Annotated in this window: 19 protein-coding genes and 1 tRNA gene; 7 read left to right on the top strand and 13 right to left on the bottom strand. The window is 59.8% G+C overall.

Features of this window, described 5'->3' with window-relative positions:
- Positions 1-4: 4 nt before the first annotated feature.
- Positions 5-1,915: an ABC transporter ATP-binding protein gene (locus KSX58_RS09335; protein ID WP_038445027.1), complete on the bottom strand. Its 1,911-nt coding sequence runs from the start codon at positions 1,913-1,915 to the stop codon at positions 5-7.
- A 405-nt stretch (positions 1,916-2,320) separates the two neighbouring features.
- On the opposite strand from KSX58_RS09335, the gene KSX58_RS09330 reads away from it, so the two are divergent.
- Positions 2,321-3,409, top strand: a complete 1,089-nt coding sequence (locus KSX58_RS09330) for an alpha/beta hydrolase (RefSeq protein WP_003811202.1) — start codon at positions 2,321-2,323, stop codon at positions 3,407-3,409.
- Between the two features lie 73 nt (positions 3,410-3,482).
- Here KSX58_RS09330 and KSX58_RS09325 read toward each other — a convergent pair whose 3' ends face one another.
- From KSX58_RS09325 to metG, 4 genes are all read right to left on the bottom strand, one after another.
- Positions 3,483-4,985 (bottom strand): sugar porter family MFS transporter, encoded by a 1,503-nt coding sequence (locus KSX58_RS09325; RefSeq protein WP_003811204.1) that lies wholly within the window; start codon positions 4,983-4,985, stop codon positions 3,483-3,485.
- A gap of 480 nt (positions 4,986-5,465) precedes the next feature.
- Positions 5,466-5,609 (bottom strand): hypothetical protein, encoded by a 144-nt coding sequence (locus KSX58_RS09320; protein WP_155272963.1) that lies wholly within the window; start codon positions 5,607-5,609, stop codon positions 5,466-5,468.
- A gap of 62 nt (positions 5,610-5,671) precedes the next feature.
- The gene (locus KSX58_RS09315; RefSeq protein ID WP_070122896.1) at positions 5,672-7,819 is read right to left on the bottom strand and encodes a glycoside hydrolase family 2 protein; all 2,148 of its coding nucleotides are present in this window, start codon (positions 7,817-7,819) and stop codon (positions 5,672-5,674) included.
- A 555-nt stretch (positions 7,820-8,374) separates the two neighbouring features.
- Positions 8,375-10,237, bottom strand: a complete 1,863-nt coding sequence (gene metG, locus KSX58_RS09310; RefSeq protein ID WP_070122895.1) for a methionine--tRNA ligase — start codon at positions 10,235-10,237, stop codon at positions 8,375-8,377.
- Positions 10,238-10,542: 305 nt separating this feature from the next.
- Between metG and KSX58_RS09305 the strand changes: the two genes are divergently transcribed.
- Together KSX58_RS09305 and KSX58_RS09300 are read left to right on the top strand one after the other, a co-directional pair.
- Entirely contained in the window at positions 10,543-11,019 is a 477-nt protein-coding gene (locus KSX58_RS09305) for a hypothetical protein (RefSeq protein WP_229055834.1), read from the top strand.
- Positions 11,016-11,516, top strand: coding sequence for a hypothetical protein (locus KSX58_RS09300; protein WP_195525581.1), 501 nt, complete (start codon positions 11,016-11,018; stop codon positions 11,514-11,516). Before KSX58_RS09305 ends, KSX58_RS09300 begins: the two co-directional genes overlap by 4 nt.
- Here the strand turns inward: KSX58_RS09300 and rsmI are convergent.
- The gene (rsmI, locus tag KSX58_RS09295) at positions 11,486-12,547 is read right to left on the bottom strand and encodes a 16S rRNA (cytidine(1402)-2'-O)-methyltransferase (protein WP_237976485.1); all 1,062 of its coding nucleotides are present in this window, start codon (positions 12,545-12,547) and stop codon (positions 11,486-11,488) included. The two genes, KSX58_RS09300 and rsmI, sit on opposite strands and share 31 nt — an antisense overlap.
- Positions 12,548-12,831: 284 nt before the next feature.
- Between rsmI and KSX58_RS09290 the strand changes: the two genes are divergently transcribed.
- On the top strand, positions 12,832-13,701 hold the full coding sequence (locus KSX58_RS09290) for an alpha/beta hydrolase (RefSeq protein WP_217736208.1): 870 nt from the start codon (positions 12,832-12,834) through the stop codon (positions 13,699-13,701).
- A 229-nt stretch (positions 13,702-13,930) separates the two neighbouring features.
- Here KSX58_RS09290 and KSX58_RS09285 read toward each other — a convergent pair whose 3' ends face one another.
- Positions 13,931-14,080 carry a hypothetical protein gene (locus KSX58_RS09285; protein WP_003811226.1) on the bottom strand — a complete coding sequence of 50 codons (150 nt, stop codon included), beginning with the start codon at positions 14,078-14,080 and terminating at the stop codon, positions 13,931-13,933.
- A 229-nt stretch (positions 14,081-14,309) separates the two neighbouring features.
- Here KSX58_RS09285 and KSX58_RS09280 point away from each other — a divergent pair, with 229 nt between their 5' ends.
- The 3 genes from KSX58_RS09280 (at position 14,310) to KSX58_RS09270 (ending at position 16,882) form a co-directional block, all read left to right on the top strand.
- Positions 14,310-15,011, top strand: a complete 702-nt coding sequence (locus tag KSX58_RS09280) for a DedA family protein (protein WP_038445017.1) — start codon at positions 14,310-14,312, stop codon at positions 15,009-15,011.
- A gap of 130 nt (positions 15,012-15,141) precedes the next feature.
- A tRNA-Ala gene (locus KSX58_RS09275) sits at positions 15,142-15,214 on the top strand.
- A gap of 426 nt (positions 15,215-15,640) precedes the next feature.
- Complete coding sequence (locus tag KSX58_RS09270; RefSeq protein ID WP_085393504.1) at positions 15,641-16,882, top strand: ATP-binding protein; 1,242 nt, start codon at positions 15,641-15,643, stop codon at positions 16,880-16,882.
- Positions 16,883-16,952: 70 nt separating this feature from the next.
- Here KSX58_RS09270 and KSX58_RS09265 read toward each other — a convergent pair whose 3' ends face one another.
- The 6 genes from KSX58_RS09265 to dnaK all read right to left on the bottom strand — a co-directional run bounded on the left by KSX58_RS09265 (position 16,953) and on the right by dnaK (position 22,969).
- The gene (locus tag KSX58_RS09265) at positions 16,953-17,675 is read right to left on the bottom strand and encodes an HAD family phosphatase (RefSeq protein WP_085393505.1); all 723 of its coding nucleotides are present in this window, start codon (positions 17,673-17,675) and stop codon (positions 16,953-16,955) included.
- A gap of 363 nt (positions 17,676-18,038) precedes the next feature.
- Positions 18,039-18,311, bottom strand: a complete 273-nt coding sequence (locus KSX58_RS09260) for a hypothetical protein (RefSeq protein WP_021913177.1) — start codon at positions 18,309-18,311, stop codon at positions 18,039-18,041.
- 292 nt (positions 18,312-18,603) lie between these two features.
- Positions 18,604-19,212, bottom strand: coding sequence for a heat shock protein transcriptional repressor HspR (locus KSX58_RS09255; protein WP_003811239.1), 609 nt, complete (start codon positions 19,210-19,212; stop codon positions 18,604-18,606).
- 5 nt (positions 19,213-19,217) lie between these two features.
- Positions 19,218-20,243 (bottom strand): DnaJ C-terminal domain-containing protein, encoded by a 1,026-nt coding sequence (locus tag KSX58_RS09250; protein ID WP_003811241.1) that lies wholly within the window; start codon positions 20,241-20,243, stop codon positions 19,218-19,220.
- 174 nt (positions 20,244-20,417) lie between these two features.
- The gene (grpE, locus tag KSX58_RS09245) at positions 20,418-21,086 is read right to left on the bottom strand and encodes a nucleotide exchange factor GrpE (RefSeq protein ID WP_217736207.1); all 669 of its coding nucleotides are present in this window, start codon (positions 21,084-21,086) and stop codon (positions 20,418-20,420) included.
- Between the two features lie 2 nt (positions 21,087-21,088).
- A complete protein-coding gene (gene dnaK / locus KSX58_RS09240) occupies positions 21,089-22,969 on the bottom strand; it encodes a molecular chaperone DnaK (protein ID WP_011743845.1) in 1,881 nt (626 codons plus the stop codon).
- Positions 22,970-23,127 lie beyond the last annotated feature (158 nt).

The raw sequence follows: 23,127 nt of genomic DNA, 5'->3' as shown, positions 1-23,127 counted from the left end.
CGTCTTACGCTTCGAATCCCTGCGAGCGGCCGGCATCCACGCCCAACTGCTTGCTGTAAATCTGCCAATATCGGCCGTGCGAGGCCACCAATTCGTCGTGCGTGCCACGTTCCACAATGCGCCCATGCTCCAGCACGAGAATCAAGTCGGAATCCTTGACCGACGAAATGCGGTGGGCGATTGTGACAATCGTCTTCTTCTCGTCCAAATCGCGCAAGTGCCGCTGAATCTCTGCTTCCGTTTCCATATCGACGGCGCTGGTCGTATCGTCCATAATCAGAATCGACGGATTGTCGGCGAGAGCACGCGCCAAGCTCAGTCGCTGCTTCTGTCCGCCGGACAGGCCGACGCCACGTTCGCCGACGACGGTATCGTAGCCGTCCGGCATGCTGCTGATGAAGCCATCCGCGCCGGCAATGGCGGCCATGCGGCGCACGTACTGTTCGTCGTAACCACGTCGTCTGCGCTGGCCGTCGTACTGACCGTTGTACTCAAGTCGGTTGCCTCGGTCGCCCGCGCCAAAGCTGATGTTGCTGCCGATCGTATCGGAAAACAGGAACGTATCCTGCGCGACGATGCAGACTTGCGATCGCAACGTGGCGAGCGGCCAGTCGCGCGCGTCGATGCCGTCGATGAGCACACGACCGGCGGTTGGGTCGTAGAAACGGGAGATAAGGTTGACGAGAGTCGATTTGCCGGAGCCGGTTTCGCCGAGGATTCCGAGTTTCGCGCCTGCGGGAACGTGGAAGTCGATGTCGCTGAGCACAGGCGTCCCCAGATCGTCGGGGAAAGCGAAGTCGACGTGCTGGAAGTCGATGGTTCCTGCGATTCTAGCCGATTTATCGGCGGCTTGCGCCCCTTGCGTACCTTGCGTACCGACTCGCGTAGTGCTTTGCGTGGCTTTCCCCGCAAACTCCGGCTTTTCGCGAATACGCGATTCGGCGGTGAGCAGCTTACGGATTTTTATGCATGCCGCGTTGAAACGTTGCCAGTCGTTGGTAAGCCATCCGGATTGGCGGATTGGGCTGTCAAGCATCCACAGGTATGAGTTGAACGCCACAAGGTTGCCAAGAGTCATGTACCCTTTGATGACGAGAAAGCCGCCGAAACCGAGTGTGATAAGTTGCAGCGAAAAGCCGAGACCGTCAAGCCAGGGCATGTATTTGCGGCTGTTGTATGCCTGGGCCATGTTGCGTTGCATATAGTCGTCGTTGCGTCCGTCAAATTTTTCGGTTTCGTACGATTCGCGCACAAACGCTTTGACGACGCGGTTGCCTTCGATGTTTTCCTCGACCATCGAATTCATTTCGGCGAGCGAGTTTCGGATATCGAAGAACAGGGGTCGTGCATGCTTCGACAGACCGCGTGTCAAAATGAACAGTGGTGGCGTGACGCAAGCGAGCGCAAGCGCAAGTCGCCAATCAATCGAAAACATCATGGCGAGCGCGCCGATGAACATGACCACGCAGTCAAGCGCTTGCAGGCTCACCCAGCTCAGTGCGTGGCGGATGGCGTCGGTGTCGGACGTCATGCGGCTCATGATGTCGCCAGTGCGAGTGTGGTTGAAGTAGGTGAAGTCAAGTTCGTGGAGTTTTTCGAATTCGTCGCTGACGAGACGATAGATGGAGTTCTGTCCGAAGCGTTCCATCCACATTTGGCAGCCGTAACGGGAGCCGACACGCACCACGGTGAGCACGAGCATCATGACGCACAGTCGGGTCAGTTCGTCCACATGGCCTTGGGTGATGACGCGGTCCACGATCAGTCCGGACAGCAGCGGGATGGTGAGGGCCATGGTGTTGTTCACGCAGAACAGTACGACCGCGCCGGCCACGCGCGGCAGGTCGGGTTTGCAGTACGGCAGGATCCATGCAAGGTTGCCCGCCTGCTGGTTGCGTTTCGGATCGACATACATACGTAGCGTTCCTTCGAATTGTTTGCTTGGGTCTTGGTTGGGTTGTTGTTGGGTTGTGGTGTTGCGGCCATTCGTTGCCGCCACGATTCACGTCCGTCGTGTGTCGAGCGTCCCGTCACCGGCATGCCGCCGCCGGCCGAAACCCCTGTTCGGATTCGCAAACTCGACTTATTTTAAACGAACCGTACGCCGATGCAACAGATGCGTTTTCGGCGTGTCGCAATCATAATAAAATCAACATATATACCGTTACATACCACTGGTTTGCGGGTGCTGCGAAAACCGTCATCGGAGCCTGGCTCGCCGGAATCGGAGCATCGCATCGGAACATCGCACGATAATGGAATCAAGCTCGAACTATCGATACGAGCATCGGCGACGCACGTCGAGGAAAGGACGGCAAGGATGACGGACTTGGAGCACATCCGCGCGAAGTTCGCTGCGGAATATGGCCTGTCGGAGGACATGCTCAGGAACGCGGAACGTTGGACGGAGACCACGGGCGACCTCGAAGGGGTTCCCGAGAACCTGCTGCCGGGCATTCTGGGAATGCGATTTGGCGCGATCGCCATCGATACGCCGCGTTCCGAACGCTGGAGCACGCCGGAAGACATCGATGTAATCGCCGACCTCGCCTACCTGCCGGATGGCGGGTACGATACGGCCGCGGGAGCGTGCCGCGGCCATTTGCTCGACCTGTATCTGCCGCATGACGCGGTATTGCGCGGTGGGCACACCCTGCCGGTGTACATCGATATCCATGGCGGCGGATTCACTTACGGATACAAGGAGCTGAACCGGAATTTCAACGTGCATCTCGCGGAACAGGGCTTCGCGGTGTTTTCATTGAACTATCGTCCGGCGCCGCAGACCGACTTGCGTGGGCAATTGGCCGATATCCAGGCGGCATTGCGTTGGATCGCAGCCCATATGGCCGATTATCCGGTCAATCCGAACGCGGTGTTCCTCACCGGCGATTCCGCAGGTGGCGCGTTGACGCTACTGACCTTGGCCATTGAAAACAATGCGGAAGCCGCGGCTGCGTTTGGCGTCGACAAGCCGTCCGGCATCCGATTCGCGGGTGCCGCTCCGGTGTGCGGCGCGTACAGTTCGGCGTCGTTGGAGACCATGGGCCGCAAGCTGACGGTCGGGTATGACCCGAACCGCCGTATCGGTCTTGAGCAGATGTTGGGCGTCGATTTCTTTGCGGGGCTCGAAGCCGCCGATCCGAAGTTCCTCACCGCTGAGGGTCTGGCGTTCAACGTCGATCTGCCACCCTTGCTCATCATCACCTGCGGCGACGATTTCCTTGAAGCCGACAATCTGGCGTTGGCCGCCGCCTTGTCGCGCAAAGGCGCCGATTTTGAATTGTTCGACCCGAAGCCGCGCCGCCATGAGACGTTGGGGCATGTGTTCGTCATCGGCATGCCATGGCTTGAGGAAAGCCGGGAATGCCTTGATCGAATCCGCCGCTTCTCATACGAACGCTGTTGAATAACGTGAATGGGGTGAATACTCCTCCGGAGTGCCCGCCCCATTCAATGGCCGTCGATGCCGCGACGCCGTATCAGCGGCGGACCATTTCCTCTTCGATCTGTTCGAGCGACTTGCCCTTGGTCTCAGGCACGAAACGCAGCACGAACGGGATGGACAGCGCGGAGAACACGCCAAAGATGGTGAACGGGCCGCCGACGTTGTTGCCGAACATGGCCAGCAGCATGAGGAAGAACTGGGAGACCACGAAATTGCCCAGCCAGTTGGCAGCGGAACCGAAGGAGCTGCCGATGCCGCGCACGCTCAACGGGAAGATCTCGCCGATGAGCACCCATGCGATCGGACCCCATGACAGCGCGAAGCCGAGGATATAGCAGGCGATCAGCACCATGGTCGGCACGGCCAGCGTGGCCACATCGCCGGTGAAGTTAAGCACGGCCAGCACCGCGAGGGCGATGGTCATCGTCACCGATCCGAAGATCAGCAGCTTCTTGCGGGGGAATTTGTCCATGATAAGCGTGGCCGCGATAGTGGCCACGAAGTTGACCACGCCAATGCCGACCGACACCCAGATGGCATGGTTTTCGGGGAATCCGAAGCCTTTGATGAACACCTGCGGCAGGAAATAGATCACGGAGTTGATGCCGACGAGCTGCTGGAACAGCATGATGCCGATCGCGGCGACGAGCGCAGGACGGGCGATACGGAACAGCTCGCGGACACCGCCCTTGGTGTTCTGCGCGGCGACGGCCTTGATCTCGTCGAGCTCGAGCTGCACCTGCGTCTGATCGACGTCCTTGCGAATAAGGGTAAGTACTTTGAACGCCTCACGATCCTTGCCTCGACTCACCAGATATCGCGGCGATTCCGGCAGCAGCAGGCCGCCGATCAGCAGCAGGGCCGCCGGCACGAGCGCCGACCCCAGCATCCACCGCCAATCGCGGATGCCGGCGATATTGTGGCCGAGGAAGCCGAGATTGGACGCGTATGCCAGCAGGATGCCGAAAGTGATCATCAGCTGGAATAGCGTGGACAGCGATCCACGACGTTCCTTCGGCGCAAGCTCGGCAAGATATGCCGGAGTCAGCGAGGAGGCCGCGCCGACGGCGAGACCGAGGATGATGCGGGCCACGACCATCATCAGGAATCCCGTGGATCCCGCGCACATGCCCGAACCGAGCAGGAACAGTATCGCCGCCAGAATCAGCAGCTTCTTGCGGCCGAAACGATCGGACAGCGCGCCGATGGACAGGGCTCCCGCGCAGGAACCGATCAACACGGATGATGTGATGAACCCGGTCTGAGCCACGGACAGGCCGAAATCGGATTCGATGAGCGGCGAGGCTCCGGAGATGATGCCGGTGTCGAAGCCGAACAGCATGCCTCCCAGCGCGCCGAACGTGAAGATGAACGCGCTGTTGAGCGGGAAACGTGTGGAAACGCCACGCCCCACCTCCCGCTCGACGGCGTCGATCGTCGCGCCGACCTCATGGATGCCGGCTTCCACCGCACCTTCGGCGTCGTGTACTGGATTGGACGTCTGCACCGCAGTCATGATTCCACCTTCCATTCCCATCGATCCTCATCGATATGAGATGCAGCAATCGCAGCAAACAAAAAAGACCTGGAACGACGTATAGTGACGTCGTTCCAGGTCTTGCCTCGCATTGAGTAGCAACCCTGCCGCGCTTGTATGCTGCGTATATTGCATTCAAGTGTAGGTCATGGCGACATGCGACACTCCGATTTTTTAGAAAACGTTTACCGGTTATTTTTCAGTGCAGGAAAGCGTGAAGCACAGGCCAGCGGCACATGCTTTTCCCTCGTGCGGAGAGCCTCCTCGGATATCCACGAGCAAGCGGACCGAATCAAGCCGTCAAACCATCCACAAGCAAGCCGGCAAAAAGAAAGCCGGCGGAGAGAAGGCCGCCGGCTGAGAGAGAAGAGAGAAGAAGGGTTCAGTTATGGGATTCTTGAAAGAACCTCGCCAACAGCCGTAACCGTTGACATGTTCTATATAACCGCCCGACCCTTGGAGGAACGATGTGTGTTCCTGTCAATTCCCTGAGAATTTCGTAGCGGAAATGTCACGACGGTGCGAATTCGGGGGTTTATCCCACTGAATATCGCCCCAACGGCCTTCCTGCAGCTTGTTCAGCGCGGCAACAGACGATTGCACGGCATCTGCCGACACCGTCATGAAACGCCGCTATACAACACCGCCGCTCAACGACGCCGTGCACTCACACGCAATCGCGCATCTCACTCGGCGAATTTGTCGACGCGGCGATCGTAGGTCAGCAGGCCGTTGAGCTCCTCCTCCACGTCGGAAACCTGCGTATACACGTATCCCGCAAGTCCGCGCGATTCCAGTGCGGCCGCGGAGGCGAGCACGGAACGCACGGCGGCCCGCCAATCGTCGATCGAATCGTATTCACCGTAACCGTAGGCGCGCGACACCGCCGCATGCTCCGGTACGAGCTGCGCCAATCCGCCGAATTCCGAAATCACGAACGCGCGTACGCCGTGCCGTGCGACCGGCAGCACCACGTAATGCGCGGCCCTGCGGCGACGGCGGTGCTTCTTCTCGAATTCGGCCACGTATCCGCGCAACGGACCCTTGTCCGGGTAGATTTCCAGCGGCCGGAAATAGTTGTGCACGCTATGGAAGTCGCCGCAATGCTGGTCGTACCAGCCGCTCGTCGCGTCGATCGGACGGGTCGGATCGAGCGCGTGGATGCGTTCGGCTGCATCGCACGCGTCGAATTGGCCCCAGCCTTCGTTGAACAGCGTCCACGTCACGATGGAGGGGTGCCCGCCGAGCATGTGCACCATCGCGTCGCACGTACGCGACCAGTCGCGCCGGTAGATCGGGTCGTCCGCGCCGAGCGCCGTGAAATGTTTGGCGGTGTCGTCGCGGAATTTGTTCCATGTGGAGCGGATGAGCGTCGGCTTGCGATTCGTGGTCCACGCATTGTATTCGCCGTCCGTGCCGCCGCCGGACACCGCGTCCTGCCAGACGAGCATGCCGAGGCGGTCGCAATGGTAGTACCAGCGGGCCGACTCGATTTTGATGTGCTTGCGCAGCATGTTGAAGCCGGCGTTTTTCATGGCCGTGATGTCATGCGTCAGCGCCTCGTCGTCGGGCGCGGTCATGAGGCCGTCCGGCCAGTAGCCTTGGTCGAGCACGCCTTTGACGAAGAGCGGCTTGCCGTTGAGATGGAAGCGCGCCACCCCCTTCGTATCCGGTTTGATTTCGACGGAACGGAACGCGCAGTAGGAACTTACGACATCCATCGGCTGCGATTGCGCGACCGCCGCATCACCCGCCGTTTCCGCGGGTTTCGCCGACCCGTATCGCAATTCGGCCCGCACGTCATACAGATACGGATCGGCCGGCGACCACAGATGTTCGGCAGCTGTTGCGATTTCCGCACGCACCTTGCGCACGCCCGCCGGCAGCGTCTCATCCGCCACCACCGTGCCGTCCGCAGGGTCGGTGACGACGATGTGCAGTTTCGCGTTCGGCTTGTCGCCGCCGATTTCCGCACGGACGAACAACTTGCCGTCGGATGCCCCCTTGAGTGTCAGCGTGCGCAGGTAGGCTTCCGGCACGATTTCCAGCCAGACGCTTTGCCAAATGCCGCTTTGCGCGGTGTACCAGATGCCTTCGCGCTCGATTTTCTGCTTGCCGCGCAACTGCGTGCCCGAATCGTTCGGATCGTAGACGCACAGCGCGATTTCAAACGCGTCATCAGGGTCGATAAATGCCGAAATATCGACGTCGAACGGCAGGTAGCCGCCGACGTGCGTGCCCGCGAGCTGGCCGTTGACATAGCAGGCGCAGACATAATCGACCGCTTCGAAATGCAGGATGAGGCGATTCGCGTCGCCGATCTGCCGGACCGTTTCCTCTCCGCCGAGCGTGACGGGATGCACGACGGTGCGGTACCACAGCAGGTTGTCGGGGTAAATGGTCTGGTGCACGCCGGACAGCGCGGATTCCGGCGAGAACGGTACGAGGATCTTGCCGTCGAACGTTTGCGGAATGGCGGTTTCCTTGACTGCGCGGACCGCTTCGTCGCGGGTCAGCATCGCCGCCGTTTTGCGCCATTTCGGCGCGGTCTCATCTTCCGGAATGGACGCGATCGCGTAATCCCACCAGCCATTGAGCATGGTGCAGTTGTCGCGTACCATGGTCGGGCGCGGGTGCTCGCCGAGTATGGGGGTACGACCCTCGTCCAGCGTGCGTTCGCCTTCCTCGGCGGGATTGAACGCCTTGTTGCCGGCGCGCGCGGACAGCCATTCATGGTCGATTCGTTCACCCCACGGTGTCCACAACTGCTGCAGCGGCTCACGGGAACGCATTTTCGTAGGAGCGGCCTTCAGTACGCGTTTGATATCCAGCATGGAGAGCCCCTTCCTGCAGCTTTGCACGTCTCTGCGTTTTATTGTACTGAACGGCTTGCGTTTTTTAACGATTCGTACCGCGGTTTGAAGTACCGTCTTGCGACACCCCGCCAAGACCAGCTGAAAAATCGCACGCATTTCTACCCAAAACAATGCGAAAGCAACCGGAACATACCTACGAAAAGGATGCGGTCGGTCGTATATGCGTTGTAAGGCCATAGGCTTGGCCGAACGGCCTTGAGTGTGCCGTCAACGCATACCTCGACCGGCCGCCGGGCCCGCCAATCGCACAAAACGCCGCACATGTGGAAACGTGATACGGGAATGAGACGCTGAAACGGCACAAAATGTCGCACGACTTCGATTTTTCGGCACTTTTTTTCAAGTCGTGCGACACGGCAATCAAAACAAATACCCCCTAACCGCCATTTTCCGGTCACTTTGACCTAAAAACAGCAGTTAGGGGGCACTTATCGCACCGCAGCTGTTGCACGACTTGAAGAAATCGTCCAAAAATCAAAGTCGTGCGACGCGTACGGGGGTTATGCGACGGAATCAGCCTTCGAGCTTGGCCTTTTCGGCGGCGAGACGGGCGGCCTCGGCTTCGCGGCGGGCCTTCAGCTCGGTATCGAAGCGGGCGAGCTCCTCTTCGACGGCCTCCGGCGGAATCTTCGCGAAGATCGGATGCGGCTTCGGCACCGGAGTTCCGGCCACGATCGGCTCGGACTGCCACGGATGCACGGTCTTGCCGAGCTCGTAGTCGCCGGTGATGATCGGGTAGGTGAAGCCCGGCTTGTCGAGATCCTCAACCTCTTCCAGATGAGGCAGCGGCGAGAAGACGCCGGTTCCGCCGAGGGCCTCCCACACCTTCTGTGCGGAGTGCGGCAGGAACGGGGCCAGCAGGTGGTTGGCGTCGGACACGGCCTGGGCGGCGGTGTGCAGCACGGTGCCGAGGCGGGCCGGATTGTCCTTGATCTTCCACGGTTCGGTGGCGGAGATGTACTTGTTGATGTCGCCGACCACGCGCATCGCTTCGGACAGCGCGTTCTTCTGGCGGTGGTTTTCGATGAGTCCGCCGACGGTTTCGAACGCGGCCTTGGTTTCGGCCAGCAGCGCACGGTCCTCGTCGGTGGCGGAAGCCTCGTCGAACGCCGGAATCTCGCCGAAGTTCTTGTTGATGAGGTTGGCCACGCGGTTCACCAGGTTGCCCCAGGATGCGGCGAGCTCCTCATTGTTGTGGCGCACGAACTCGGCCCAAGTGAAGTCGGAATCGGAGCTTTCCGGACCGGCCACGGAGATGTAGTAACGCACGGCGTCCACGGGATAGCGGGCGAGGATGTCCTTCACGTAGATGACGATGCCGCGGGAGGACGAGAACTTCTTGCCTTCCATGGTCATGAACTCGGAGGCCACGACCTGCTCCGGCATGTTCAGCGGGCCGAGCTTGCCGGTTTCGCCGCCCTTGGAGCCCTGGCCGTTGTAGGCCAGCATTTCGGACGGCCAGATCTGGGAGTGGAACGTGATGTTGTCCTTGCCCATGAAGTAGTAGCCCGGGGTGGTCGGATCGTTCCACCATGCGCGCCATGCCTCCGGGTCGCCCTTGCGGCGGGCCCATTCGATGGATGCGGACAAGTAGCCGATCACAGCGTCGAACCACACGTACAGCTTCTTGTTCGGGTTGTCGATCCAGCCCTTGACCGGCACCGGAATGCCCCAGTCGATGTCACGCGTGATGGCGCGCGGCTTGACTTCCTTGAACAGGCCGATGGAGAAGTTGATGACGTTGGTGCGCCAGCCTTCGCGGGTCTTGAGCCACGCGAGATTGGCTTCGGCGAGCGCCGGCAGGTCGAGGAAGAAGTGTTCGGTTTCCTCGAAGCGCGGGGTTTCGCCGTTGATCTTGGATACGGGGTTGAGCAGCTCGTCCGGGTCGAGTTCGTTGCCGCAGGCGTCGCACTGGTCGCCACGGGCTCCGTCGGCGCCGCAGATCGGGCAGGTGCCTTCGATGTAGCGGTCCGGCAGGGTGCGTCCGGTGGACGGGGAGATGGCGACTTTCTGGGTGCCCTTGTAGATGTAGCCGTTTTCGAGGCACTGCGTGAACAGTTCCTGCACGACCTTTTCGTGGTTGCCGGTGGTGGTGCGGGTGAACAGATCGTAGCTCAGGCCGAGATCGCATAGGTCCTTGGCGATCACGCGGTTGTAGCGGTTGGCGAGCTCCTGCGCGCTCACGCCTTCCTTGTCGGCTTCCACCAGGATTGGGGTGCCGTGCTCGTCGGTGCCGGACACCATCAGCACGTCATTGCCCTTCATGCGCTCGTAGCGCGCGTACACGTCGGACGGCACGCCGAAGCCGGCGACGTGGCCGATATGACGGGGGCCGTTGGCATACGGCCATGCAACATTCACCAAAATATGACTCATGGTGCCCGATTATACAAAGCGCCATATCCCGTGTTTTCGGCGCATTCCGATTGGCGGAAGACGGGCGGATGGGGTCGATGACGTTCTCGCAGACCGGCCTGCGTCAGGCTACGGTAGTCCACAAGGTTATCCACATTGTTGTATCACGCAACAATCATCGTCCACTTATCCACTTTTTTCGCGAAGCCGGTGGCACGCCGCTTTCCGTATCAGCTACGGTACCCCGCATGGATACCTCCCCTCCCCTTTTGGGCGACGCCGACCTGCCCGGCCCCATTTGTTTGAATCGTTTGCATTCCCTAGGCGTGGTATGCAAACTTGACAACGACAACGCCTACTCGTATCACGATTCGCGCACGCTGTACGGCCGCGCCAGCATCATCTCAACGCTGATGCCGAGCCGTTCCGTGGCGTGCGCCGGCACCGCTGCGTGGGTGTGGTTGGGTGGCATGTTTCCCAACACGATCGACATCATTTCAAAAGCGCATTACCGAACGGCGAGGTACGGTCGCAAAGTCAGCGTTTTCAACCGACAGGCGCCCGACGAGCATGTCACCGACGTCGGCCCGATCACCGTCACCACGCCCACACGAACCGCATGCGACCTTGCCATGAACTGCACTCCGGAAACGCAGTCGCCGGTCACGGAAATCGTATGCATGCTCATGCAGGAATTCCGGTTCCGCCCCGACGATTGCCTGCAGGTCATGCAGGAGGCCACCCATATTCGCAACGCGCCACGGGCACGCCAGTTTTTCCGGACGATTGACGGAAAGCAGTGACGGATATGCGCGAATCGCAACGGCCGTCGGAAAAACCACGGCAGACGAGACAGACGCGGCAAGCGTCGGCACAGTCGCGGCGCACGGCAAGCAAGAGATATGAAGAGCGCGCGAAACGTAGCAAACGTCATGGGCAACGACATGAACAGCATGGGCACCATGGCAAACGCCACGAACGACGTCGCGCGCCGCCGAAATATCAGCCGCACGCGCGGCAGCGGGCATTGGTCGAACCGCCTGCGCCGCCGATCGAATTGACGCCGTTGGTGGCGTGCAACGCCGACACCGCGCAAGATGTGCTGTGGCATATCGCGGAATATGCGCCGCGATTGCGCAAATGGCTGGTCGCCAATCCTTCGGCGACGCCTGCAATGCTGGAATATCTTGCGCAGGTCGGCGGGCCAGGTGTTCCCGAAGCGCTGCGGATATTGCTGAAATCGTTGGAAATGAACGGTTCCGGAAGCGATCAGCCCTTCATCGCAAGCACGGCATTGTAGACCTGCTTGCGATTGGCGAGCGAGCCGTCGGACAGCGGATGTTCGGCGACAACCTGTGAAATCGCGTCCTTGATACGCAGGTTGTCTTCCTGCGCGCGGTCGACTGACAGCACCGCCAGATCCTCGATGGACAGCGTTGCGGGCGCGGCCGCGTCGGCCTCCTCTTCGGAAGCGCCGGCGATGACGAGCACCATTTCGCCACGCGGCGGATCGTCGACGACGCTTTGGCGGATTTCGGCGATGGTGCCACGGCGGATCTGCTCGTAATCCTTGGTCAGCTCGCGACACAACGCCATTTTGCGATTCGGTCCGAGCACGTCAAGCAGGTCGGCCATGGATTCGTCGATGCGGTGCAGGGTTTCGTAGAAGACGATGGTGCGACGTTCCGATTTGAGCGCGCGCAGGTGCTGCACACGTTCGCTGTGCTTGCGCGGCAGGAAGCCTTCGTAGCAGAAGCGGTCGGTCGGCAGGCCGGACAGGCACAGCGCGTCGAGCACGGCGGACGGGCCGGGAGCGCAGGTGACGGGCAGGCCGCGTTCGATGGCGCGGCGGACGATCGCCAGTCCCGGATCGTTGATGGTGGGCATGCCCGCGTCGGATACGACGAGCACGGTGGCGCCTTGTTCGACCTGGTCGAGCAGACCGTCGGCCTTGTCGCGTTCGTTGTGGTCGTGGTAGGCGACGACGCGGCCGGGCACGCGGATGCCAAGGCGGTTCGCGAGCGCGTATAGGCGGCGCGTATCCTCGGCTGCCACGATGTCGGCGCCTTCCATGAGGGCGATCAGGCGGGCGGACGCGTCGCCGGTGTTGCCGATCGGCGTGGCGGCGAGCACGACCGTTCCGCGCGGAATGTTGACGTCGGCGACCAGTCCGTCGAGCCCGAATTCGGCACGTTCCGTGGCTTGCGCGGTTTTCTCGGCATTTTCCGCGTTCTCGCCGATTTCGGCAATCTGACCAATATTTGTTTTCACGGTTTGTTTCACGGCGTTACCAGCCTTCTCGGAATCAGTCTGTTCGCTCAAGTTCTCCATATTTCCAGTATCGCCCACAGCGTCCCCAAACCATCAACCCCCGCCATTTCTCCGCCTTTCGCAACCGACCAATCGAAACCCGACCAAACCACCGACGACGCCACACGTCCTCACCGGTAAATCAAAATGCACCCCTCACACATCCGGGTTTCCGCCCGCCACGCATTCGGATTTTTCTTCGTACGACATTCGGATTTTCCTTTGCGTAGGATTCGGATTTTCTCAGACGGGGGTGAGACGGCGATTCAACACAACTTTGGACATGCCATCGATAGCATGGAATCATGCGTTATTTTGAAGATGAAATTTCCGGAATCGACGGCAGCACGGCCACGTTCGTCGGCTACTGCCTTGACAACAGCAGCGAAATCAACCCGAATCGCAAGCGTCCGTCCGTGCTGGTGATTCCCGGCGGCGGCTACGAAATGACGTCCGACCGCGAAGCCGAACCAATCGCCATGCAATTCCTTGCAGCCGGCTTCAACGCGTTCGTGCTGCGCTATTCCGTGAAACCGTCCATCTTCCCGGTCGCGTTGCTGGAAGCGGCTGAAGCGATGCGGCGGATTCGTACGCATGCCGACGAATGGCATTGCGATGCCGACGCGATCGCGGTGATCGGCTTCTCCGCCGGCGGTCACCTTGCCGCCAATCTTGCGACTTCCGCCAGCGACGACGTGCTCGCGGCACATGGTTACGATGCGGATGCGGTGCGCCCGAACGGCCTGATGCTCGCCTACCCTGTGGTCACGTCCGGCCCGCTCGCCCACCGTGGCAGTTTCGATGCGCTGCTCGGCGACCGCAAGGCCGATCCGGAAGCGCTCGACGCCGTTTCGATCGAAAAGCATATCGATGCGAAGACGCCGCCGGTGTTCGTCTGGCATACCGTTCCTGACGATTGCGTGCCGTACGAGAACACGCTGATGCTCGTCGACGCCTGCAAGAAGGCGGGCGTGAGTGTCGAGGCGCACCTGTTCCCCAACGGCGGCCACGGTCTGTCACTCGGCACCGCCGAAACCGCATGGCAGGGGGTCAACGGCATCGAACCGTGCGTGCAGGTCTGGCCGAAACTTGCGATTGCGTGGATGCGTCGTACATTTGCGGATACCGACGCTGCCACGACCGGCTCTGCCACAGCCGACGCGATTGCCGAATAATCGCCATTCCTGCGTTTTTTTCTGCGTCTTTTCACGTCTTTTTTGTCGCACGACTTCGCTTTTCGGACCAAAAAATCAAGTCGTGCGACATTTAATCGAGTAAAAATACCCCCTAACCGGCATTTTCCGGTCGAAAACGACACTTAGGGGGTATTCGGCGTCGCACGACTTGAAAATAACCGCCAAAAATCAAAGACGTGCGACGTTTTGCGCCACCTAATCGCCAAAATCAGATGGGACGCGACTCGTGCACCATCTGACGATCGCCGTAATACAACGAGTTCAGGCCAGGATTCGCCGGCGTGCCCCACGCGGACGCCGGACGCGCCGGACGCACCGGACAGCCGCTGAGCACGCTGGACAGCTGCCGGACAACCATTGAACAACCACCGGGCACACCGGCCGAACACCACCAACAAGCACGCGCCCATAGGCACATATTGACGATTTGTGCAGATTTGCCACCCGTAGCCGCGTCACCCCGTCGCCTGCGCAGACCCGTTGGTAATCTGTGATTGGTTTACGTGGCAAACCAATCACGAATGATGGAAAAGCGAGCCATATAAGCAGAACCGCGCGTCCGCGCGCAAAACCACACAGAGAGACCTATGAATATCATCAATTTCTTCGTCAACCTCATCAAGGACCCCCGTACCGCGATCGCCAGCTGGATCGCGATGGGCGTCGCCCCGACCCTCGGCTTCATCTTCCTCATCGTCTTCATCGAGACCGGTGTGGTCTTCTTCCCGTTCCTGCCGGGCGATTCCCTGCTGTTCGCGGCCGGCTTCTTCGCCGCGCCCGACGCGAAGACCGGCGTGTCCGCGCTGCCGCTGTTCGCGCTACTGCCGGTGGTCTGGTGCGCGCCGATCATCGGCGACCAGTGCAATTACTGGATCGGCCACTTCTTCGGCCGTCGCATCCTCGAATCCGGCAAGGTCAAGGCCATGACTCCGGAGCGCATCGAGAAGACTGAGAAGATGATCGAGAAGTGGGGTCCGCTGGCCGTGTTCCTGGGCCGTTTCTTCCCGTTCATCCGCACGTTCATGCCGTTCATCTCCGGCATTTCCGGCATGCGCTGGAGCCGCTTCACGCCGTTCTCCGTGCTCGGCGGCCTGTGCTGGTCCACGCTGTTCACGCTGCTCGGCTATTTCTTCGGCGGCATTCCGGCGGTGCAGAAGCACTTCGAACTGGTGATCATCGCAATTCTGGTGCTGTCGCTGATTCCGACAATCGTTGGTCTGCTCAAGGCCAAGTTCGGCAAGAAGAAGCCGGCTGCCGAGGACACTGCGGAAACCGCCGACGCCGAATAAGCAGCGTTCAATCGTCGTAAAAATATCGGCGAATACAACGCAAGCACAACACGCGGAGTGTGGAATTGCATTTTTCCACACTCCGTACTAATATTTCGAGAGTTGTCTTGCTAAACAAGGTGACGCACATGGGGCTGTAGCTCAGTTGGTAGAGCGCTTCGTTCGCATCGAAGAGGTCGCGGTTTCGACTACCGTCAGCTCCACGAAGCCCGCTGCATTCATTCCACCGCAGCGGGCTTTTTCTTTTGTTTTCCGCCGTTTCCGGCATTTCTTGCGATTCCCATACGCACTTTCCAGCGCTCTTCGCACCGTGCATACGCCCGTCCGCACGCACGCACCGCGCCGTCCGCACCGGCCACGCAAACGCAACCCAGCCGAATCGCCATACATGCCGACTTCTAAAAAGCCATTTAACGGGGTCATTTTCGCGATTTTTACGATTTTAACCCCGTTAAAATCGCATTTTTCGCAAAACCCGTACGATAGTCCACGTCAAACAGTCCACACAAACCCAAAAATACGTTAAACTAGCGTTTTAACGGGGTTATTTTTGCAGTTTTCGCAATTTTGACCCCGTTAAACCACATCTCAGGGATTATCGGTATCTAAAAAGTCACAAGGAGCACCACATGAGCACCTATCGCAGAGAGCACTATTTGGCCAAGCTCCGTCCTTTCTACAACGATTCCGGTCTCATCAAAGTAATCACCGGCATCCGCAGATGCGGCAAATCCAGCCTGCTCATCACAGTTCTCAACGAGCTCTTTGAGCAGGGAATCCCTGAAACCAATCTCATCTACCTCAACCTCGATCGCCGCGAATACCGTAACGTGACCACTCCGGACCAACTCGATCAACTCATCGAACAAGCCATGTCGAATGCCTACGGTGCAGGACTGCGTTATCTGTTCATCGATGAAGTACAGAACGTGAAAGGCTTCGAAACCGTCATCAACGGCTGGCGGGAGGAAGGTAATTGCTCCATTTTCATCACTGGCTCAAATTCCTATCTGCTGTCCGGAGAGCTTGCCACGAAACTTACCGGCCGCTATATCAAGCTGGAAATGTTCACCCTTTCCTTTCAGGAATACCTCGGCATGCGGAATTTCCTAAACAAACCGGAAATTCCGGTATCGCAAGCCTTCCGCGACTATCTCACATACGGCGGGTTCCCGAAATCGCTGGAATATGACGATCCCGACGAAAAAGCCGCATATATTCAAGACGTCATCGGGCAGATCTTCAACAAGGACATCACCGCCCACAAAAAAGTACGCAATCGCGATACTTTCACCCGTGTGCAGGACTATCTCATCAATAATTTCGCAGCGCCCACAAATCTTTCCGGCATTATCGCGTATCTGAAACACAGCGAAGGCATCAGCATCAAACGCGAAACGCTTTCCAGCTACGTCCGTCTGCTGGAAAGCGCCAAAATCCTCTACAAGTGTCCTCGCTTCGATCTGAAATCCCGCAAGTCGCTCAGGGGCGGGGAAAAATACTATCTTGCCGATCCCGGTATCCGGTTCGCCCGTAATACCGATACGCGAGTCAGCTACGGTCCGTCACTGGAGAACGCGCTATATACGCATCTGCGGTCGAAAGGCTATGACGTCAGCGTCGGCACCATCGGCAAACTTGAATGTGACTTCATTGTCCGAAAGCGCAACCAGTACGCCTATATCCAAGTGTCTATGAGCGTTCAGGATCCGCAGGTCGAGGAACGCGAATATCGCCCGTTCAGCAAATTGGCGGACGGGTATCCGAAATACCTGTTCACATTGGATCCGCTACCATTGCAGCGCGACGGCGTACGTCACCTCAATCTCATGGAATTTCTGCAAAACGACGGCGATATCGACTTCGATTAAACATTAATAATGGCGATTATGTCGTGTGGCGCGCCGGTTGTGCAGACGCACCACACGCATTGCGGAGGCGTCAGGCGTTGCGGCTACGTACGTAGGCGTCGAGCGTGGCGGCGGTGATGCCATCGTAGCCGTTGATTGAGGCGAATTGCGGGCCGTTGGAATTGTCGATGCGCATGAAGCCGGTCTGGCCAAGCGTGGTGGCACCGGATGCGGCCGCGGAGCGCAGGCCGGACATGGAATCCTCCACCGCGATGCAATACTTCATGTCTTCGGGCGCGATGCCAAGCTTGCGGCCCGCCGCAAGATACGGTGCGGGCGACGGCTTCTTCTCGACATCGTCATCGCCGCACACGTAACCGGCGAACGTGCCGTCCAGCGCCTGCGCGATCAGGTTTTCCGCCAGATGACGCGGCGATGTGGTGACAAGCATCGACGGCACGCCCGCCTCCTTCAGCGACAGCAGCACGTCTTCGACGCCATCGATCCACGGAATGCGTTCGAATTCCTTCTGCGCCACGTAATCGATCATGCCTTTGCCGATTTCTTCGATCGACAGCTTGCAGCCGTGCTCCACCATGCGGCGGGCCACGTCCGGAACCGGCGTGCCGGAACCCTGCCAAGCGAGGTCCTCATCCCAGTATCCGCCGTGGTCGGCTGCGATTTTCAGCTCGCCTTCATGCCAATACGGTTCGGAATCGATCAGCGTGCCGTCCATGTCCCAGAACACGGCTTTGAGCATCAGCTTCGAAACTTCCTGGGCGCCGTTCTGGATACCGTTGTTCAGCTCGGTCATTACGTTTCCTCGCAATCGTTACGCTTCGTTCTCCGATAGCTACATTCTTCGTCAGCTACGACCATTTCAGCAGAGCGGCACGACGGAAGCGCTTCAGCGCGCAGAAAAAACAGGACGGTTCCATCAAGCCGGTCCGCCAATCGGTTCATACCAATCGGCTCGCACCAATCGGTTCACGCAAACCGACTCATGCACAAGCCAATTCGCGCAAGCCAACGCAGCAACCAACCCATAGCAACGGAGGCACTTGGAAATCCCCCAAGTGCCTCCGCAACGAACAACGCATCCGACGAAATCGGTCGGCCGCAATCGCAGCAATCCGTCATAGACCCCTTTTAGACGAATCGCAAGACTTGCGTGCGACTACTCCTGAGCCTCCTGCTCCTGAGCGGCCTTCTCGGCATTCTCCGCCTTCCAGCGGGCGATGCAACGCTCGACGCGCTTGTAGCCGATGATCTTCGGATCCAAGCCGGCCTCGCGGAAAATCGCGGCAGGCGAGCCACCCTCGGCATACCTGCGCATGCAGTCGTCACGGAATTCCTTGGAATAGCAAATTCGATACTGAGTGACTGATTCCACAGCATCGAGAGACCCCAGGTATTTGCGGGTCTTTGCGGTGAACGCAACTCTTGGCACTGTACGCTCCTAACCTTTCTGTATCCACCGCATGCCCACCCCCGATTCTTCGCGGAAATAAGCAGTCATATTTCATCGAAGCTGTAGGCCAGCCGGAAGAAATACGAACTTCAACGCGGATACGTAATATTATTCCTCACAATAGAGACATCATTGCGAGACAGATGCGGCGTTATGAGTAGTTGCATACCAAAAATCGGGCATACCCCCGCGATATATGCCCGATTTTGCTGTTTTTTTAGATTTTTTTAGGGTTTTCCAGCGCTTTTCAGGAAAGTCAGCGAATGGGCTGTCAGCGAATTCCCCAAACTACCACTGACCTGGAGCCCATATCGTCCCCCTCTTCCGCACGTTCCGCCCGTACGGATTCGCGCGACGGAAGCTGCCGTGCATCGGCTCGCAGCTGCCTGCGCCACATGCGCGCGCGCTGGGACCGCTCGACTTCCACGATGCCACCGTCCGCGTCCGCGGCGAACACGCTGGAACCGGCCGGCTTGCGCAGCCGCTCCACTTGGCGGCGCAGCTCGCGGTTCTCTTCCTCAAGTTCGAGGATGCGCGTGATTCCAGCCAGGTTGATGCCTTCCTCCTGGCTGAGTTGCTGCGCTTGCGCGAGGCGGGAGATGTCGCGCAGCGAATAGCGTCGCGCGCCACCTTCCGTACGTTGCGGTACGACCAAGCCAAGGCGATCATACTGGCGCAGCGTCTGCGGATGCACGTTGGCGAGCTCGCCGGCCGCACCGACCGAGAAGACGGGCAGCTCGATGTCGAAACCGACTTCGGCGGCACCGTCCAGGTCGGCCCGGCCGGCCACGATCGCCATGGCGCACATTTCATACAGCCGCTTGATCTGCCGTGCGGCGCGCGCTTGGGAGGCTTGGGAAGTCCGCGATGAGCGTGCCATGGCGGTCAGCGCTCCCGAACGAGCTCGTCGGCGAAGTCACCGCACGCCTTGTCGAATTCCTTCGCGGCATGCTTGGCAACGAGGTTCGGATGCTCCGGAACGCGGATCTCCACACGGCCGACCAAATCGCCGTTCTCGTGCGGATTGGCCACGCCCTTGCCTGCGATGCGCACTTCCGCGCCGCTGGACGAGCCGGCGGGCACTTTGAAGGTGATTTCGTTGCCGTCGATGTCCTTCGCCGTCACTTTCGCGCCGTTCACGGCTTGGCTGACGGTGATGGGCAGCGGCATGATGATGTCACGTCCGCGCAGGGTGAATTTCGGGTCTTCGGCGACGGTGATATGCAGGTACAGATCGCCGTTTTTGCCGCCATTGCGGCCCGGCTTGCCCTTACCGGTGAGACGGATCTTCTGCCCGTCGTGCACGCCGGCGGGGATGTGCGTCTTGAACTTCTTGCCGTCCGTGGACAGCGAAACCGTGGCTCCCTTGACGGCCTGGCGGAAGGTCAGACGAATCTTGGAGTTGCGGTCCTCGCCGTTTTCCGGCTGCGGCTGCTCGTAATCGTCAGCGCCGTAGCGTTCGTAGGCGGAGCCTGCGCCCGGGCCGCCCGCACCGCCGCCGAACATCGAGAAGATGTCGTTGAGGTTCGGATTGCCGCCGCCATTGGTCTGGAAGCGGATACGCGAGCCGTTGCCGCCCATGCCTGCGCCGCCGCCGAACATCGAGCCGAAGATGTCGGAGAACGCGCCCGCGTCGAAGCCGCCCTGGCCGGAACCGCCGGCGAAACGCGCGCCGCCCATGCCGAACTGGCGGATCGCATCGTATTTCTGACGATTCTCCTTGTTGCTCAGCACGTCGTACGCTTCGGAGATGTCCTTGAACTTCTCCTCCGCTTCCTTCGTCTTGTTCAGGTCGGGATGGTATTTGCGCGCCAGCTTGCGGTACGCTTTGGTGATTTCGGCGTCGGTGGCGTCTTTGGAGACACCGAGGACCTTATAGAAATCCTTGCTCAGCCATTCATTCTCAGCCATGATGTGCCTCCTTTCGTGAGGTTTTCATGCAGTAAAAAGTACAGTTTTTCAAACTTTCAAACAGTTGTCGTTGAACCGTTGTTTCAGGTAATCGAAGGCCCCTCGTTTTTCAGAGGGGCCCGATTACTCGTCACATGCGTTTCGCGCGGATACGCGGATTGTGCGAATGCGCGATCAGTTCTGCGGAGAAGCCACGACCACACGGGCCGCGCGGATCACGCGGTCGCCGATGCGGTAGCCGGCTTCCACCACGGTGTCGACGGTTTCCTTCTCGGCATTCGGATCCGGCTTGTGCAGGATCGCGTCATGCTTCGTCGGGTCGAAATCCTCGCCCTTTTCGCCGAACTTCTCAACGCCGAACTTCTCGAACGCCTTGTCGATCTTGTTGGCGACGGCCTTGAACGAATCGTCCATTTCGCTGTGTTCGCGAATGCGGTCGATGTCGTCGAGGGCCGGCAGCAGGGCGGTCAGCACGTCGATGATGCCGTGCTGACGGAAGCGTTCCTGCTCCTTCTGCGCGCGGTTGCGGAAGTTGATGAACTCCGCGCGTTCGCGCTGCAGCGCCTCCAGATATTCGGCGGCTTCCTTCTTGGCCTGGCCAAGGGGGGTCAGCGTATCGTCGGCCTTGCCGTCGGCAGCGCCTGCCTTGTCAGCACCGTCAGCGGCAGCGGAATCGCCATTTTCTTGCGATTGCGCGGCAGCCGGCTGAGCTGCACCTTCCTGCGTTGCGCCAGCGGCGGCAGCGCCGCCAGCAGCGGAAGCGGCGGCCGGGGCGGCCTGCCCGGACAGGTCATCCATGTCGGGCAGGTCGTTCAGGTACTCGTCCTTGTTGAAATCGGACATGATTACTTGTTGTCCTTGTCGTCGTCCACGACTTCGGCGTCAACCACGTCGTCGTCGGAGCCGTTGGAAGCGGAGCCGGCAGCGCCTGCGCCAGCAGCGCCGGCCGCACCGGCGGCGTCGGCGGCGCCCTGCTGTGCGTAGAGGGCCTGGCCGATCTTCTGGGCGGAGGTCATCAGCTCGGTCTGGGCGGACTTGATCTTCTCAATGTCCTCACCCTTCAGGGCTTCCTTGAGCTCGTTGACCTTGTCGGTGACTTCCTTGGCCACGTCGTCGGAGAGCTTGTCCTTGTTGTCGTTGACGAGCTTCTCGGTCTGGTAGGCGAAGGACTCGGCCTGGTTGCGGGTCTCGGCGTCTTCCTTGCGCTTCTTGTCCTCGGCCTCGTGGGCTTCGGCTTCCTTGACCATGCGGTCGATCTCGTCCTTCGGCAGGCCGGAACCACCGGTGATGGTCATGGACTGTTCCTTGCCGGTGCCCTTGTCCTTGGCGGACACGTGCACGATGCCGTTGGCGTCGATGTCGAAGGTGACTTCGATCTGCGGGACGCCACGCGGAGCCGGAGCGATGCCGGTCAGTTCGAAGGTGCCCAGCGGCTTGTTGTCGCGAGCGAACTCACGCTCGCCCTGGTAGACCTGGATGAGCACGGACGGCTGGTTGTCTTCAGCGGTGGAGAAGACTTCGGAACGCTTGGTCGGGATGGCGGTGTTGCGCTCGATCAGCTTGGTCATGATGCCACCCTTGGTTTCGATGCCGAGGGACAGCGGGGTCACGTCGATAAGCAGGACGTCCTTACGGTCGCCCTTGATGACGCCGGACTGCACGGCAGCGCCGACGGCCACGACTTCATCCGGGTTCACGGACTGGTTGGCTTCCTTACCGCCGGTGAGTTCCTTGACGAGCTCCTTGACGGCCGGCATACGGGTGGAGCCACCGACGAGGACCACGTGGTCGATGTCGGAGACACCGATGCCCGCATCGCGCAGCACGTTGTTGAACGGGGTGCGGCAACGACCCAGCAGATCGGAGGTCATTTCCTCGAAGTGCGCACGGGTCAGGGTCTCGTCCAGATGCACCGGGGTACCGTCAGGGGTCATGGCCAGGTACTGCATGGAGATGGAGGTGCTGGTGGAGCTGGACAGTTCCTTCTTGGCCTGCTCAGCAGCTTCCTTCAGACGCTGCAGGGCGATCTTGTCCTTGCTCAGGTCAACGCCGTACTTGTTCTTGACTTCGCCGACGAGCCAGTCGATGATCTTCTGATCCCAATCGTCGCCGCCCAGGTGGTTGTCGCCGTTGGTGGCCTGCACCTGGATGGTGGAGAAGCCGTCGTCGTCCTTGCCGATTTCCAGCAGGGACACATCGAAGGTGCCGCCACCGAGATCGAAGACCAGGATGCGCTCGTCTTCCTTGCCCTTTTCAAGGCCGTAGGCCAGTGCGGCTGCGGTCGGCTCGTTGATGATACGCAGGACGTTCAGGCCCGCGATGGTGCCGGCGTCCTTGGTGGCCTGACGCTGGGCGTCGTTGAAGTATGCCGGGCAGGTGATGACGGCGTCGGTGACCGGTTCGCCGAGGTAGGCTTCGGCGTCGCGCTTCAGCTTCATCAGAACCTGCGCGGAAATCTCCTGCGGCGTCCACTTCTTGCCGTCGATCTCAACGGTCCAGTCGGTGCCCATGTGGCGCTTGACGGAGCTGATGGTGCGGTCGACGTTGGTGACGGCCTGGCGCTTGGCGACTTCGCCGACCAGAATCTCGCCGGACTTGCTGAAAGCCACGACCGACGGCGTGGTGCGAGCGCCTTCGGCGTTCACGATAACGGTGGGCTGGCCACCTTCAAGAGTTGCGATGCAGGAATTGGTAGTACCCAGATCGATGCCAACTGCGCGTCCCATATTTGGTCTCCTTTGCAATAGGTTCGCTATACGTTCTTTTCGTTCTTCGCTCGAGTTTCGGATCGCCGTTTCCGGATTGCCGTCTCTCATGCTTTCCAAAACTTGAGCCTACACCACTCAACTTTGAATCGCAAGTTATTATTCCCAAAATCGCAAAA

The organism is Bifidobacterium sp. MSK.17.10 (assembly GCF_019129655.1).
In the GTDB taxonomy this organism is placed as follows: domain Bacteria; phylum Actinomycetota; class Actinomycetes; order Actinomycetales; family Bifidobacteriaceae; genus Bifidobacterium; species Bifidobacterium adolescentis.
The sequence above is the reverse complement of the archived record's forward strand: the minus strand, read 5'-3'. Positions and strand labels throughout refer to the sequence as shown.

Coding starts and splice junctions, on each gene's coding strand:
- KSX58_RS09335 (WP_038445027.1), bottom strand. CDS start 1,915: ATGTATGTCGATCCGAAACGCAACCAGCAGGCGGGCAACCTTGCATGG.
- metG (WP_070122895.1), bottom strand. CDS start 10,237: ATGAGTCATATTTTGGTGAATGTTGCATGGCCGTATGCCAACGGCCCC.
- KSX58_RS09325 (WP_003811204.1), bottom strand. CDS start 4,985: ATGGGAATGGAAGGTGGAATCATGACTGCGGTGCAGACGTCCAATCCA.
- KSX58_RS09250 (WP_003811241.1), bottom strand. CDS start 20,243: ATGGCTGAGAATGAATGGCTGAGCAAGGATTTCTATAAGGTCCTCGGT.
- KSX58_RS09265 (WP_085393505.1), bottom strand. CDS start 17,675: ATGACCGAGCTGAACAACGGTATCCAGAACGGCGCCCAGGAAGTTTCG.
- KSX58_RS09320 (WP_155272963.1), bottom strand. CDS start 5,609: ATGACGGTGTCGGCAGATGCCGTGCAATCGTCTGTTGCCGCGCTGAAC.
- KSX58_RS09280 (WP_038445017.1), top strand. CDS start 14,310: ATGAATATCATCAATTTCTTCGTCAACCTCATCAAGGACCCCCGTACC.
- KSX58_RS09330 (WP_003811202.1), top strand. CDS start 2,321: ATGACGGACTTGGAGCACATCCGCGCGAAGTTCGCTGCGGAATATGGC.
- dnaK (WP_011743845.1), bottom strand. CDS start 22,969: ATGGGACGCGCAGTTGGCATCGATCTGGGTACTACCAATTCCTGCATC.
- KSX58_RS09285 (WP_003811226.1), bottom strand. CDS start 14,080: ATGGTTGTCCGGCAGCTGTCCAGCGTGCTCAGCGGCTGTCCGGTGCGT.
- KSX58_RS09255 (WP_003811239.1), bottom strand. CDS start 19,212: ATGGCACGCTCATCGCGGACTTCCCAAGCCTCCCAAGCGCGCGCCGCA.
- KSX58_RS09290 (WP_217736208.1), top strand. CDS start 12,832: ATGCGTTATTTTGAAGATGAAATTTCCGGAATCGACGGCAGCACGGCC.
- KSX58_RS09270 (WP_085393504.1), top strand. CDS start 15,641: ATGAGCACCTATCGCAGAGAGCACTATTTGGCCAAGCTCCGTCCTTTC.
- KSX58_RS09315 (WP_070122896.1), bottom strand. CDS start 7,819: ATGCTGGATATCAAACGCGTACTGAAGGCCGCTCCTACGAAAATGCGT.
- rsmI (WP_237976485.1), bottom strand. CDS start 12,547: ATGGAGAACTTGAGCGAACAGACTGATTCCGAGAAGGCTGGTAACGCC.
- grpE (WP_217736207.1), bottom strand. CDS start 21,086: ATGTCCGATTTCAACAAGGACGAGTACCTGAACGACCTGCCCGACATG.